Origin of the sequence: Flaviflexus ciconiae, assembly GCF_003971195.1 — a bacterium.
GTDB classification, from domain to species: domain Bacteria; phylum Actinomycetota; class Actinomycetes; order Actinomycetales; family Actinomycetaceae; genus Flaviflexus; species Flaviflexus ciconiae.
Genome location: NZ_CP034593.1, coordinates 641319 through 655143 on the forward strand (window position 1 = coordinate 641319; position 13825 = coordinate 655143).

General features: G+C 61.3%; 13 protein-coding genes. 12 read left to right on the top strand and 1 reads right to left on the bottom strand.

What is annotated here, in order from left to right:
• Positions 1–98: 98 nt before the first annotated feature.
• Positions 99–1991, bottom strand: coding sequence for an acetate--CoA ligase (gene acs, locus EJ997_RS02965; protein ID WP_126703260.1), 1893 nt, complete (start codon positions 1989–1991; stop codon positions 99–101).
• Positions 1992–2463: 472 nt separating this feature from the next.
• On the opposite strand from acs, the gene thrS reads away from it, so the two are divergent.
• The 12 genes from thrS to ruvB all read left to right on the top strand — a co-directional run bounded on the left by thrS (position 2464) and on the right by ruvB (position 13781).
• On the top strand, positions 2464–4473 hold the full coding sequence (gene thrS / locus EJ997_RS02970; protein WP_126703261.1) for a threonine--tRNA ligase: 2010 nt from the start codon (positions 2464–2466) through the stop codon (positions 4471–4473).
• An 8-nt stretch (positions 4474–4481) separates the two neighbouring features.
• Complete coding sequence (pgsA, locus tag EJ997_RS02975) at positions 4482–5126, top strand: phosphatidylinositol phosphate synthase (protein WP_126703262.1); 645 nt, start codon at positions 4482–4484, stop codon at positions 5124–5126.
• Positions 5126–6085, top strand: coding sequence for a phosphatidylinositol mannoside acyltransferase (locus EJ997_RS02980; protein ID WP_164719746.1), 960 nt, complete (start codon positions 5126–5128; stop codon positions 6083–6085). Before pgsA ends, EJ997_RS02980 begins: the two co-directional genes overlap by 1 nt.
• Positions 6082–7218: a glycosyltransferase family 4 protein gene (locus EJ997_RS02985; protein WP_126703264.1), complete on the top strand. Its 1137-nt coding sequence runs from the start codon at positions 6082–6084 to the stop codon at positions 7216–7218. Before EJ997_RS02980 ends, EJ997_RS02985 begins: the two co-directional genes overlap by 4 nt.
• On the top strand, positions 7215–7793 hold the full coding sequence (locus EJ997_RS02990; RefSeq protein WP_126703265.1) for a hypothetical protein: 579 nt from the start codon (positions 7215–7217) through the stop codon (positions 7791–7793). The genes EJ997_RS02985 and EJ997_RS02990 overlap by 4 nt, the downstream gene beginning before the upstream one ends.
• A gap of 248 nt (positions 7794–8041) precedes the next feature.
• A complete protein-coding gene (locus tag EJ997_RS02995; RefSeq protein ID WP_126703266.1) occupies positions 8042–9325 on the top strand; it encodes a PrsW family intramembrane metalloprotease in 1284 nt (427 codons plus the stop codon).
• A 22-nt stretch (positions 9326–9347) separates the two neighbouring features.
• Positions 9348–9893 carry an NUDIX hydrolase gene (locus EJ997_RS03000; RefSeq protein WP_126703267.1) on the top strand — a complete coding sequence of 182 codons (546 nt, stop codon included), beginning with the start codon at positions 9348–9350 and terminating at the stop codon, positions 9891–9893.
• A gap of 57 nt (positions 9894–9950) precedes the next feature.
• A complete protein-coding gene (locus EJ997_RS03005; RefSeq protein ID WP_126703268.1) occupies positions 9951–10709 on the top strand; it encodes a YebC/PmpR family DNA-binding transcriptional regulator in 759 nt (252 codons plus the stop codon).
• Entirely contained in the window at positions 10709–11470 is a 762-nt protein-coding gene (locus tag EJ997_RS03010) for a sulfite exporter TauE/SafE family protein (RefSeq protein WP_126703269.1), read from the top strand. The genes EJ997_RS03005 and EJ997_RS03010 overlap by 1 nt, the downstream gene beginning before the upstream one ends.
• Positions 11471–11483: 13 nt before the next feature.
• On the top strand, positions 11484–12137 hold the full coding sequence (ruvC, locus tag EJ997_RS03015) for a crossover junction endodeoxyribonuclease RuvC (RefSeq protein WP_126703270.1): 654 nt from the start codon (positions 11484–11486) through the stop codon (positions 12135–12137).
• Between the two features lie 37 nt (positions 12138–12174).
• Positions 12175–12762: a Holliday junction branch migration protein RuvA gene (gene ruvA, locus EJ997_RS03020; RefSeq protein ID WP_126703271.1), complete on the top strand. Its 588-nt coding sequence runs from the start codon at positions 12175–12177 to the stop codon at positions 12760–12762.
• Positions 12759–13781 carry a Holliday junction branch migration DNA helicase RuvB gene (gene ruvB, locus EJ997_RS03025; protein ID WP_126703272.1) on the top strand — a complete coding sequence of 341 codons (1023 nt, stop codon included), beginning with the start codon at positions 12759–12761 and terminating at the stop codon, positions 13779–13781. The genes ruvA and ruvB overlap by 4 nt, the downstream gene beginning before the upstream one ends.
• Positions 13782–13825 lie beyond the last annotated feature (44 nt).

Consider the following 13825-nt stretch of genomic DNA (forward strand, 5'->3'; position numbering starts at 1 on the left):
GCATACGGTGCGGCGGAACAGGTGACGTAAGGCTGTTCCACCGCACCGTTGTTTTCTCTTAGGGCAGGTGACTGGCGACTAAGAGAAGCTCTGCTGACCTACTCTTCTAGGGTTGAGAGGTCGCCTTCGTCTTGGCCGAGTGCGCGTGCTCGAAGGACACGCCGCATGATCTTGCCGGAACGGGTCTTGGGGAGCGTGTTGACGAACTCGATTTCATCGGGTTTAGCGATGGGGGAGAGGTGGCTGGAGACGTGTGCTCGTAGCTCCTCGGTGAGTTCCCTGCTTCCCGCATACCCCTGATTGAGGACAACGAAGGAATGGATGGCGTTGCCTTTGACTTCGTGGGGGAGGCCGATGGCGGCTGATTCGGAGACTGCGGAGTGGGAGTTGATGGCGGCTTCGACCTCTGCGGTGCCGAGACGGTGTCCTGAGACTTTAATGACGTCGTCGGTGCGGCCAATGACCCAGAAGTATCCGTCCTCGTCACGTTTGGCAGCGTCCCCTGTCATGTACCGGCCCGGGTAGGTGGACCAGTAGGTGTCGACGAAGCGCTGCTCGTCGTTGTACAGGGTCCGTGCCATGGCGGGCCAGGGATTCTTGAGGGTAAGGAAGCCTTCCTGCCCGTCCGGTACGGAGTTGCCGTGTTCGTCAAGGATCTCAGCAACCTGTCCGAAGACTGCCCGGCCTGCGGAACCGGGCTTTTGCGGCATGGAGGGGACGCCGGTGATCTGGAACATCCCGGTTTCTGTCTGCCACCAGGTATCCATGAGGGGTGCTTTGCCGCCGCCAACTACGCTGTGGAACCAGTGCCAGGCTGCCGGGTTGATGGGTTCGCCAACGGAACCAATGAGACGAAGCGATGACAGGTCGTGGCGGGTTGCCCAAGCGTCACCGAAGCGCATGAGGGAACGGATGGCGGTGGGTGCCGTATAGAAGGTCGTGATGCCGTAGTGCTCGATAAGTTTCCACCAGCGGTCCGGGTGCGGGAAGGTGGGGCCGCCCTCGTACATGAAGGTCGTGGCGCCATTCAATAATGGGCCGTACACGAGGTAGGAGTGCCCGGTTACCCACCCGGCATCGGCCGTGCACCAGAACCTGTCGTCCTCTTGGATATCGAATGTGTTCTTCAGTGTCGTGTAGGTGCCGACCATGTACCCGCCGTGCGTGTGCAGGATAGCCTTGGGCTTACCCGTGGAGCCAGACGTGTAAAGAATGTAGAGCGGATCTTCAGCATCCACCTGCACGGTCTCGCATCGCCCGCGTGCGATCGGCAGGTTCTCCAGATCGTGATACCAGTGATCCCTCGTCGGATCCATGTGCACCTCGGTGCCCGTGCGCTTCACGACAATGACGTTTTCGACCGTGGGGGAGAACTTAACGGCCTCGTCGACAATGTCCTTGAGGGGGAACACGTTCCCGTTAATCCACGAACCGTCGGCCGTAATGACGAGCTTAGATTCGGAGTCATCAATGCGGGAGGACAGAGCATCCGAGGAGAAACCGGCGAACACGACCGAGTGCACGGCACCGAGCTTTGCGCAGGCCAACATCGCGAAGAACACTTCGGGAATTCGGGGCAGGTAGATCGTGACCCGATCGCCCTTACGTACACCCATGGCCTTCAAAATATTCGCCATCTTCTCAACATCGCGGTTGAGAGAGAAGTACGAGAAGGTGCGAACTTCCTTACCGTCCTCAGACTCCCAGATCAGAGCAAGCTTGTTCTTATGCGGCCCGGTGATATGACGGTCGACAGCGTTCGTCACAATGTTGGTCTTGCCACCAACAAACCACTTGTAGAACGGCGCATTCGAATCGTCGAGAACCGCCTCCCACGGCTGCGACCACTCCAGTTCGGAAGCCTGCTCCTCCCAATAGGCCAGAGGATCCGCAGCAGCTCGCTTCTCAATCTCTTGCCAGTCCTCTGCCCACGAACCAGCAGAGGCCTCGGGTGACGGCTCAAAGATAAAGCGCTCGGATGAAGTCGACATATATTTCCCTTCCCTAGTTGTGCACCAGGATGCCAGAAACCGTGAGCCATGTCTCAGCAATTCCCAAACTTGTCTGATGAGTGGGTGAACGTCCATCCGCGACAAGCCCATAGCCCGCGACAAAAACACCAGCATTGAGTGGAAGATTGAGGGGGCTAGGTAAGGACAAGACTGTGCTTACAGACAGCAACAAGCTCCCGCGTAACGGGCGCCCCAAATTGACCGCTCAATAGCAACAACCAGTCATCGAAGTACTGCCTGCGACATCATGCCCGGCTAGGCCGCGGTTAGGCATCGACGTCGGTTCGAACAGCGAGTGGGGACAGGACCACCGATACCATGACCACCGCTACCTGGAACACGTGCACAACCGAGCTATCGGCGCCCCCGGCTGAGTGAAACCTGGGCACATGGGTATGATGTCTGCGTGCGCACCGTCGTATGTGCGCACAGAACCGAATGGAGTAGAACCGTGCCCAATCTCGTGATCGACGGCTCGCAGATCGACATCTCAGAACCGACGACCGGCCTCACCCACTTCAGCAAGCAGAGGAACATCATCGCCCTGCGTGTCAACGGAGATCTCAAGGATCTCGACACGGACCTGACTACGCTCCCCGAAGGAGCCACGGTCGAAGGCGTTGATATCGCTGAAGAGGACGGGCTCAACATCCTCCGCCACTCCGCCACCCACGTGCTCGCCCAAGCCGTCCAGCAGATCAACCCGGACGTCAACCTCGGCATTGGCCCCTTCATTACCGACGGCTTCTACTACGACTTCGGCAACATCGAACCCGTCACCCCCGAAGATCTGAAGGCGATCGAAAAGATCATGAAGCAGATCGTCAAGGAAGGCCAGTCCTTCAAACGCCGCGTCGTCACCGAAGACGAAGCCCGCGAAGAACTCGCAGACCAGCCCTACAAAATCGAACTGCTCGGCATCAAGGGCGGCACCGACGCGGAAGACACCGCAGAAGGCGCCTCCGTCGAGGTCGGCGGCGACGAACTCACCATCTACGACAACGTCCGCCGCAACGGCGACATCGCCTGGAAAGACCTCTGCCGTGGCCCCCACGTGCCCACCACCAAGATCCTCGGCAACGCCTTCGCCCTCACCAGGTCCTCAGCAGCCTACTGGCGCGGCGACCAAAACAACGACGGCCTCCAGCGCATCTACGGCACCGCATGGCCGACCAAGGACGAACTCGTCGCCTATCAGACGCGTATCGAAGAAGCCCAGAAACGCGACCACCGCAAACTTGGCACCGAACTCGACCTGTTCTCCTTCCCCGACGAAATCGGCTCCGGCCTGCCTGTCTTCCACCCCAAGGGCGAAATGGTCCGCATGGTCATGGAAGACTACTCCCGCAAACGCCACCTCGAAGCCGGATACTCCTTCGTCCACACCCCGCACATCACCAAGAAGAACCTCTTCGAAACCTCCAAGCACCTCGAATGGTATGCCGACGGCATGTACCCCCCGATGCACATGGACGAAGAAGTAGACGCGGACGGCAACATCACCAAGCAGGGCCAGGACTACTACCTCAAGCCCATGAACTGCCCCATGCACAACCTGATCTTCCGCTCCCGCGGACGCTCCTACCGCGAACTCCCGCTCCGCCTCTTCGAGTTCGGAACCGTCTACCGCTACGAAAAGTCCGGCGTCGTCCACGGCCTGACCCGCGCTCGCGGTTTTACTCAGGACGATGCTCATATCTACACGACTCGTGAGCAGATGAAGGAGGAGCTGGCCCGCCTGCTCACCTTCGTTCTTGACCTGCTGAAGGATTACGGCATGGACGACTTCTATCTGGAGCTGTCCACCCGCGATCCCGAGAAGTCGGTGGGTGATGAGCAGACCTGGGAGGAAGCAACCCGCACCCTCGCGGAGGTTGCCCACGACACCGGCCTCCAGCTCGTTGACGACCCGGGCGGTGCGGCCTTCTACGGCCCGAAGATCTCAGTCCAGGCAAAGGACGCTCTCGGGCGCACCTGGCAGCTGTCGACGATCCAGCTGGACTTCTTCGAGCCGGACCTGTTCGAGCTTGAATACACGGCCCCCGACGGCTCTCGTCAGCGCCCCGTCATGATCCACCGCGCTCTGTTCGGCTCAATCGAACGCTTCTTCGGCGTTCTCGTTGAGCACTATGCCGGAGCTTTCCCGGCCTGGCTGGCACCCGTCCAGGTCACCTGTATCCCGGTTGCTGAGGCCTTCGAAGGCTACCTTGAAGGCGTTGCCGACAAGCTGCGCGCCGAAGGTATCCGCGTCGAGATTGACCGGAGCGACGATCGGTTCGGTAAGAAGATCCGCAATGCCGCTAAGGAGAAGGTGCCCTTCGTCCTCATCGCAGGTGGCGAGGACGCGGAGAGCGGGGCCGTTTCGTTCCGCTACCGTGACGGTTCCCAGAACAACGGGGTGCCGATCGACGAGGCCGTGGCGGAGATTGTCCGCCAGGTCAACGAACGCGTCAACCAGTAGGAGAAGCGATGCTCAGCAGGTCGGGACGCCCGCTCTTCCAGATGCTGTTCGGCCCGGTCGCACGGCTGTTCGTGCGCCTGGGGATCAGCGCCGATGCCGTGACGATTGCGGGCACGATCGCCTCTTGCACGGTGGCCCTCTGGCTCATCCCTACCGACCACCTGACGGTGGCGGCGTGGACGATCTTTGCGGTTGTTATCTTCGACAATCTTGACGGTCAAATCGCGAGGCTCACGGGAACCTCCTCGAAGTGGGGTGCGTTCCTCGACTCGACAATGGACAGGTTTGCCGATGGTGCGATCTTCCTCGCGGTCGCCATCTGGTCGATCCTCCACGCCGACGAGTCGCTAGCCAACTGGACGGCGCTTGGTGCCGTTGTTGCCCTTCTCATGGGAGCTGTCGTTCCCTACGCGAAGGCGCGAGCTGAGTCCCTTGGCTTCACCGCTAACATTGGCCTCGCCGAGCGTGCTGACCGGCTGACCGTGATCCTCGTCGGTGTGTTCTTTGTTGGGCTCGAATGGGGCGACTGGTGGCTCACGGTAGCGACCTGGCTACTTGTCGCCGCCTCCTTCTTCACCGTTATCCAGCGCATGGTAACGGTGTACAAGCAGGCGAAGGCCGAGCCGGGCGAGTCGCAGGCGGAGACCGCCTAATGGACGTGTACTCGCTTTTTAAGAGGGCCGAGGCGTTCGTCGCAAAGGCACCCGAGCCAGTCGGTAGGGGACTTTTCGATGCTGTCGGTGTAGCCGCAGCGCTCGCAAACATCAAGGGCGTCAAGCAGCTGAAGAAGAACTATCGGCGAATCGACCCGGGCCTGTCCGGCCTGAAGCTCACCGGCGCCGCTATCGCAGGTATGCGGAACTATATGCGCTACTACTACGAGATGTTCCGCGCCACCCAAATGTCCGGGGAAGAACTAAACCACCGGGTCGTTCTTGAGCCGGATGGCTACCTTCGGGCTGAGTTCGCGGGCGGCAACTCGGTTCCCGCGGCTCTCATGCACACGGGTAACTGGGATCTGGCCGGTGCGTGGGCGGAAAAGCACCTCGCTCACGTTGTCACGGTCGCGGAGAACCTCGGGGATCCCCGCATGGCGCAGGGCTTCATCGACTACCGCACGGGGCTAGGCATGACGATCTATCTTGCCGTGCCCGGCACAAACGTTTTCGAAAGCCTCGTGGAGGAAGCATCCGAGCCGGTTCTCCTGCCACTACTTGCTGACAGGGACCTCACGGCATCCGGCGTGGAGACCACGTTGCTTGGCCACAACCTCATGCTGGCTCCCGGGCCCGCCCTGCTGGCGGTCAAGACGGGACGTCCCTTTGTGCCCCTCATGATGAGGCACATCAAAGATCGGAAGGCCGCGAAGCGCCCGGGCGGAACGAAGTGGGTTACCCACATTGATGTTTTCCCTCCGATTGCTCCCACTGCCGGCCCCGATGCGTCCCGCGAAGAGCGGGAAGCAGATGTGGCACGGATGTGCCAGGAATGGATGGACTCCATTTCGGACTGGATGAAGGAACACTACGTGCATTGGCACATGCTCCAGAAGGTCTACGTGGATGACCTGGACATGGCACGATTGAGAGCACGACGAGCGGAGACAGAGTGAAGATTGGCATCGCATGCCCATATTCGTGGGATGTTCCTGGCGGCGTCCAGTTTCATATCCGTGACCTTGCGGAAGAACTGATTAGCCGCGGACATACCGTGTCCGTCATTGCGCCCGCCACGGAGGGCACGGAACTCCCCGACTTTGTTGTGCCCACGGGCGCCGCGATCCCGATCCCTTACAACGGCTCCGTTGCACGCCTCGCCTTCGGCCCCCGCGTCAACTGGCAGGTTCGCAAGTGGCTGCAGACCAATCAGTTCGATGTGCTGCACGTACATGAGCCCTTTGTTCCCTCGCTGGCGATGTTGGCTCTTATGAGCGCGGAATGTCCCGTTGTTTCTACATCCCATACGGCGATGGACCGCTCGAAGTTCCTGTCGATCGCTTCCCCGCTCCTCGTTCCGGTACTGGAGAAGACCCGGGCCCGGATCGCCGTCTCGGAAGAGGCACGCAGGACGGCCGTCGAGCACCTGGGTGGCGATGCGTACGTGATTCCGAACGGCGTCAGCGTCAAAAACTTCACGGTGTCCGGTAAGGATCCCCGCTTCACGGGAACCCCGGACAGCCCGACGATTGGTTTCCTGGGCAGGATCGACGAGCCACGCAAGGGACTGCCAATCCTTTCAGGCGCCGTTGCCGAGGTTCTCGCGGCCTATCCGAAGGCCCGGTTCTTCGTGGCCGGACGCGGCGACAATTCGAAGGCGCTCGAAATCCTGGGTGACAACGCTGTAGCGGTCACCTTCCTTGGGTCTGTCTCCGAGGAAGACAAGGCGGCCCTGCTATCGTCTGTCGACATCTATGTGGCACCCCAGACCGGAGGTGAATCGTTCGGAATCGTTCTCATCGAGGCAATGAGTTCCGGTTCCTTCGTTGTCTCCTCCGATATCCCTGCCTTCCAGGCGGTCCTCGACCACGGCACCTATGGAGACCATTTCCGTAGCGAACATCCCGAGGACCTGGCCCGCGTCATCATCAAGGCCCTGGGCGAGCCCGAAAGGCGGGCAGCCACGATCGAGTCTGCCAAGCAAGCCGCGTGGCGATACGACTGGTCGACCGTTGCCTCTCAGATTCTTTCCGTCTATTCCATCGCGGTGAACACCGCCGGCAAGAGAGTAGCGGGGTGGGGCAAGTGAACTGGCCCGTTTTCTTCATCGTCCTCGTCGCCGTGATCCTCGTGATCCTCGGCCTTATCTGGATCATTAACGCCCGCCGACTCGACCGCCTGCACCGCACCGTCATCCAGTCCCGTCTCACCCTCAACGAGGCACTCACGCACCGCGCAGCGGCAGCCTCCGACTTCTCATCGTCAGGTGCGCTCGACGTTGCGGGAGCGATCCTGCTGGCGGACGCCTCGCAGCAGTCGATCTCCCAGGCCCACGTGCCGCTCTCGGACGATGGTTTGGAAGATGGTCCCGGACACCGCCGTCCCACCCGGCAAGCAGATGAGGATCGTCTCACGACAGAATCGAATCTTTCCCGCACGCTCCGGCTTGTCCTCGACGGCCTGGAAGAGGGTGAACTGACCGAGGAACAGAAGAGACTCCTCGATGAGCTCACCGAGGCCCGCGAGAATGTCCGCCTTGCCAGAAGATTCCACAACGCCTTCGTTGACCAGGCGCGCCGCCTGCGCTCCAACGCTTTCGTCCGCGTCACTCGTAGCGCTGGCGGGGCACCCATGCCCATGCCGGTCGACATGGACGACGTTTAGGATCCCAGTTTCACCCCATCCCTCACCGTTGGCTCGTTGACGTTCAGCGAATCAGCTTAAGGGTTGCAGAAGCTGACGTGGTCCTCGTTAACGTTAGGCGGGCGGTCAGGCTTATTCCCGGTCCTGGGGCAGTACGCTGCAACAATTTCCACGTTGGTCGTGTCGGAGTGATCTGGTGAGTGTTGCCCAGGGGAAGACTTCCCCTGTCGGTTGCGTACGGAGGCGTCCGTTTTGGTTACTCTTGAGGCATGTCGCAGCCCTACCAGCAGTATCCGCCTAACCAGCGATATCAGCAGGCTCCCAATCAGCAGCGGTACTATCCGCCACAGGGTCAGCCCTACTCTCGATCGCACGAGCGGCCCTGGGTCCCGTCCCAGAACCCGCAACAGGTTCCCACCTATATGCCGTGGAAGCTGCCGCCCCGGCATTCGCCCGTTTTCTACGTCATGGTAGCCGCACTTGCCTTCCTCGGCGTCCTGGGCTTCATCATGGTTCTGCCCATGCTCACGGAGAGCGCTGGAAACGCCGGTGCGATATCCGCGGGGATTGTCGCTCTCATTCCGGTCGTTGTCGTCAGCGCGCTGGTGTGGTGGATCGACTCCTGGGAGCCGGAGCCGAAATGGCTCATGGTGGCAATGTTCCTCTGGGGCGGCGGCGTGGCGGTCGCAATTTCCGCATGGCTCAACACCGCGTGGGGTGAGGCCATGTGGCGGTCGTCAGGTAGCCCGATCAAGGGCGAGATCTGGTCGGCGATCGTCTCGGCTCCGATCGTTGAGGAAGCCGCCAAGGGGCTCGGCGTCGTCCTGCTCTTCGTGTTCTTTAAGAAGAACTTCAACGGCCCCATTGATGGCATTTGCTACGGCGCCATGTCGGGACTGGGTTTTGCCTTCACCGAGAACATTCTCTACTTCACTCGGTTCTACGACGACCTGAGCGAGATCGCTCTGCTGCGCTTCTCCTCCCCGCTCCTGCACCCGCTGTGCACCGCCTGCATCGGAATGTTCCTTGGCTTCGCGGTCTACGCGAAGTCGAGATGGATGGCGTTGCCGCTACTCGTTCCCGGTTTCCTTATCGGCGCCTCCATCCACTTCATGCACAACGGGTGGGCGACCATCACCGACGTCAACGTGGTCCTGACCGGCGAGGGCTCCATGGGCTTCAACTACTTCGCGGTGCAAATACCGTCCTACATAGCTGCCCTGATATTGGTTCTCTGGTTCCGGAAGGAAGAAGAAATGATTATCCAAGAACGCCTGGGGGAGTACCAGCGGGCGGGCTGGCTGGCAGTGCACGAGGTGGACATGATGGGAAGCCTCGAGGGCAGGCGGAAGGCCCGTGCCTGGGCCAAGTCCCGAGGCCCACTCGCGCTCAACGGGATGAAACGGTTCCAGGAAGAAACCGCGCACCTGGCGCTCAACCGGCAGCGCGCCGCCCTGCAAACCATGACCGTGCCCAGAGCGCAGCGGGAGGAAGCCCGCACTCTCAACTCGATCGGAAGAGCACGCGAGATGTTCATGGCGGGAGTACGTTGAGGCAGACAAGGATGGGGATTCGATGAGCGGGGACGACGAGTGGACGCCCGGCCCTGATGGGATCCTTGAGCGGAACGCGGCCCGGGTTGTCCCGATCGATGAGGAGGGCCGCATCTTCCTCATTCGCGGGCACGACACCGAAGATCCCAATCATTCGTGGTGGTTCACGGTTGGCGGGGGGATTGATCCCGGGGAGGATCCTGTCGACGGCGCGGCCCGCGAGCTGTATGAGGAGACCGGATTGGCGGTTGATCCTGACCGCCTTGTCGGCCCGGTTCTTCAAAGGAGCGCCGTCTTTCGTTTCACGTTCCACCTGCGTAGGCAATACGAGAGGTTTTATCTTCTCCATGTGAGCAACAGCGAGGCTGAGAGCATCTCGCTATGGAACCAGGACTACTTAACCGAGCTTGAGAAGGAAGTTCTCGACGAGGTTGCCTGGTGGCGAGTCGACGAGATCGAGAACGCCCAGCAAACCGGTGTTGCCATCTATCCGGAAGGCATTGCTCAGCTTGCCAAGGGATGGTTCGAGGGCTGGGACGGCTCGCTTACGGTCATCGAGGACGCCTAAGAGTCAGGTAAAGGGATACACTGGGTCGGTAATCCAATCTGTTAGGAGTTATCACCCGTGGCGGGACATTCAAAGTGGGCAACCACCAAGCACAAGAAGGCCGCGCTCGACGCTAAGCGTGGCAAACTCTTTGCGCGCCTCATCAAGAACATCGAGGTGGCCGGGAGGACCGGTGGCCCCGATCCCGCCGGTAACCCGACGCTCTACGACGCAATCCAGAAGGCCAAGAAGAACTCCGTTCCGGCCGACAACATTGACCGCGCACTTAAGCGCGCCTCCGGTGAGGGCGAAGACGGCGTCCAGTACGAGTCGATCATGTACGAGGGCTACGCCTCCGGTGGCGTTGCTATCCTCATCGAGTGCCTGACCGACAACCGCAACCGTGCAGCCTCCGAGCTCCGCGTTGCCCTCACCCGCAACGGCGGCACGCTTGCCGACCCGGGCTCCGTTGCCTACCTGTTTGCTCGCAAGGGAGTCGTCGAGGTCTCGAAGACCGATGACGTCACCGAGGACGACATTCTTATGGCGGTGCTGGATGCAGGCGCTGACGAGGTCAACGACGAGGGCGAAACCTACGAGATTGTGTCCGAACCGAATGACGTGGTTGCCGTCCGCACTGCCCTTCAGGAGGCCGGATACGACTACGATTCCGCGGAAGTCCAGTTTGTGCCCTCGATGAAGGTTGAGGTCAACAAGGAAGACGCCGAGAAGGTCATGAAGGTCATCGACGCCGTGGAAGACCTTGACGACGTTCAGAACGTTTACTCGAACGTTGATATCCCGGATGACGTTCTGGCTCAGATGAACGAGGACTGATGTCCGCAGGAGCACTCTGCGTGCTCGTTGCCGCGGTGATTCTCGGCGGGACCCTGCAGCGGGTATCGGGTATGGGAATGGGACTCGTCCTATCCCCGGTGCTCGCCCTCCTGCTTGGCCCAGCCACCGGCGTCACGGTGACAAACATGACGACGGTCATGAGCGCCCTACTCATAGGATTTGTGCTCAGGGCCGGAATCGACTGGAAACGGTTCGGCATCATCGCGCCCTCTGCCCTCCTGGGAGCAATCCCCGGAGGGCAGCTCGTTCGCGAACTCGACGGCAACTGGCTATCCGTCATGGTCGGTGCACTTCTTCTCCTTGCCCTGCTCGTCACCGTCGGTGCGGGCAAACTCAGGGGCCTGCCGCACCTCACCAATCCTGCGTGGCTTGTTCCCTTTGCGGCCCTTGGCGCATTTCTAAACACGGTCTCCGGAGTCGCCGCACCGGCCCTGGTCATCTACGCGCTCCTGTCGCGCTGGGACCAGCGTTCCTTCCAGGCCACGCTCCAACCCGTCTTCCTGCTGTTCGGTGCGCTGTCCGTCGCCGTCAAAGTCCTCATCGGAGCCACCCCGCTCAGCGTCCTACCGGACCCCTGGATTCTTCTCGTGATTCTTGCGGGAGTCCTGGTCGCAATCGCGATCGGAGGGCAACTCTCGAAGCGTGTGAGTCCACAGAAGGCCCGTGCCGCTGCCATCCTCGTCGCCGGTGCCGGAGCCGTGTCGGCCCTCATCCGCGGGCTCATCGGTGCGCTAGGTTAGTTCCGGAGGAACCATGAGAATCTTGGGAGTAGACCCCGGCCTCACCCGCTGCGGTATCGGAGTCATCGATGCATCGGGAGCCCGGCAGGTCAGCTACGTTGACGTCGCCGTTGTTCGGTCAACCGCCGACACAGCGCCGCACCGCAGGCTCGAAATCATCGCCGACGGCATCGACGAGATGATGAAAAAGCACGGCCCCGACGTTGTTGCTGTTGAGCGCATGTTCGCCGAGGACAACGTTCGTTCGATCATCGGCACCGCCCAGGTCGCCGGCGTCGCCATGCTTGCCGCCTCTCGCGCGAAGCTTCCCCTCGCCCTTCACTCACCTTCCGAGGTCAAGGCCGCCGTGACGGGAGACGGCAGGGCTGAGAAGAAGGCCGTTCAGCTCATGGTGCAGCGCATCCTCCGGCTTAACGCACCACCGAGGCCCGCCGATGCTGCGGACGCCCTTGCCCTTGCCATCACCCACGCATGGCGCGGGGGAGCGATATCGCGGAATGAAACGGCCGAGGGCGCTCAGCACGGTGGAGCGATGATGCCGGGAGTCCCCGGTGAGGGCATGACGGCCGCCCAGCGTGCCTGGGCCGAAGGTGAGCGTTCACGACGCATGTCCGGCATCGTTGCACAACAGATGGCGGGGCGTGCACGCGAAAAGCGCGGCCGCTGATAGTATTGGAACAATTGTTCGATTCCAGGGAGGTTACATGATCTCGCTCGTCAGGGGTACGGTCCTGAAGACCACGGCAAGTACCGCGATCATCGATGTCGGGGGCATTGGCTTCTCGGTCATTGCGACCCCAACAACACTGTCGGAGCTGAGGGTGGGGCAAGAGGGCACCATCTATACGTCCTTCGTCGTCCGCGAAGAATCGATGACTCTCTACGGCTTTGCGGATGAGGACGAGCGGAACACCTTCGAGATTCTCACCACGGTCTCCGGCATTGGCCCGAAGATTGGTTTGGCCGTGCTTTCGGTCCACACTCCCGACATACTTCGTTCAATCGTCGAGCGGAAAGATATCCCCGGGTTGACCCAGGTTCCCGGCATTGGTCAGAAGGGTGCTCAGCGCATTCTTCTTGAACTGGGTAACAAGCTTGGGCCCGCCACCTCCCAGGTGGAGGCCGTGGCCCCGGCGTCGGCTTCCGCCGACGTGGTCGCAGCTCTCGTTGGTCTGGGCTGGAACGAGGATGTGGCCGCGCGCACGGTTTCGGATGTGGAAGCTGAGCATGGCGCGATGCCGGTGTCGCAGACGCTTCGCGTTGCGTTGCAGAAGCTGGGCGGTAAGCGATGAGCGAGGACTACTCGATCACCGACGCCGAAGCACCTGCCACCGAACGTGCCGCAGAGGCGGCTCTGCGCCCCAAAGTTCTTGACGAGTTTGTTGGCCAGGAAGTTGTCCGCACCCAGCTGTCGCTCGTCCTTCAAGCCGCCATTGCCCGCGGGGCAACTCCCGACCACGTTTTGCTGTCAGGTCCGCCCGGCCTTGGTAAGACAACACTCGCAATGATCATTGCCGCCGAGGTTGGTGGAGCTCTCCGGCTGACCTCGGGCCCCGCGATTCAGCACGCTGGCGATCTGGCGGCCGTGCTGTCCTCCCTCCAGGAGGGCGATGTTCTCTTCATCGACGAGATCCACCGTCTGGCCCGGCCCGCGGAGGAGATGCTCTACCTGGCCATGGAGGACTTTCGCGTTGACGTCATGGTCGGTAAAGGTCCGGGTGCGACGTCGATTCCGCTTCCCCTGCCGCCGTTCACGGTCGTCGGTGCGACCACCCGAGCGGGCCTCCTCCCGGCTCCGCTGCGGGATCGCTTTGGTTTTACGGGGCACCTCGAGTTCTACTCGGCGGATGAGCTGGCCCAGGTTGTTACTCGATCGGCGCTACTGCTCGAAGCCGATCTAACGCAGGATGCGGCGCACGAGTTGGCGAGCCGTTCGCGCGGCACGCCGCGTATTGCTAACCGTCTGCTCCGCCGCGTCCAGGACTGGGCTCAGATTAAAGGCACCGGCGTTCTCGACCTGTCGGCCGCGAAGGCGGCCCTCGAGGTTTTCGAGGTTGATGATCTCGGTTTGGACCGCCTCGACCGAGCCGTTCTGGAGCTGGTGTGCACGAGATTCGGCGGCGGACCTGTGGGATTGACCACCCTGGCGATCTCTGTGGGAGAGGAACCGGAGACCGTTGAGTCGGTTGCCGAACCCTTCCTAGTCCGCGAGGGACTGCTGGTTCGTACACCCCGGGGGAGGGCCGCAACCCCCGCCGCTTTCAAGCACCTGGGACTGCAGCCACCGGAAAACACTCTCTTCGATCCCTGAGCTTTCTGCCGTATACTCTGGTCTGATCGTCACGTGAAAGAGAG

What these genes read in the sequence shown, in the direction of transcription:
- acs (WP_126703260.1), bottom strand. Translation starts at nt 1,991, where the DNA reads ATGTCGACTTCATCCGAGCGCTTTATCTTTGAGCCGTCACCCGAGGCC.
- EJ997_RS02995 (WP_126703266.1), top strand. Translation starts at nt 8,042, where the DNA reads ATGTCGCAGCCCTACCAGCAGTATCCGCCTAACCAGCGATATCAGCAG.
- EJ997_RS03010 (WP_126703269.1), top strand. Translation starts at nt 10,709, where the DNA reads ATGTCCGCAGGAGCACTCTGCGTGCTCGTTGCCGCGGTGATTCTCGGC.
- EJ997_RS02980 (WP_164719746.1), top strand. Translation starts at nt 5,126, where the DNA reads ATGGACGTGTACTCGCTTTTTAAGAGGGCCGAGGCGTTCGTCGCAAAG.
- EJ997_RS03000 (WP_126703267.1), top strand. Translation starts at nt 9,348, where the DNA reads ATGAGCGGGGACGACGAGTGGACGCCCGGCCCTGATGGGATCCTTGAG.
- ruvA (WP_126703271.1), top strand. Translation starts at nt 12,175, where the DNA reads ATGATCTCGCTCGTCAGGGGTACGGTCCTGAAGACCACGGCAAGTACC.
- pgsA (WP_126703262.1), top strand. Translation starts at nt 4,482, where the DNA reads ATGCTCAGCAGGTCGGGACGCCCGCTCTTCCAGATGCTGTTCGGCCCG.
- ruvB (WP_126703272.1), top strand. Translation starts at nt 12,759, where the DNA reads ATGAGCGAGGACTACTCGATCACCGACGCCGAAGCACCTGCCACCGAA.
- ruvC (WP_126703270.1), top strand. Translation starts at nt 11,484, where the DNA reads ATGAGAATCTTGGGAGTAGACCCCGGCCTCACCCGCTGCGGTATCGGA.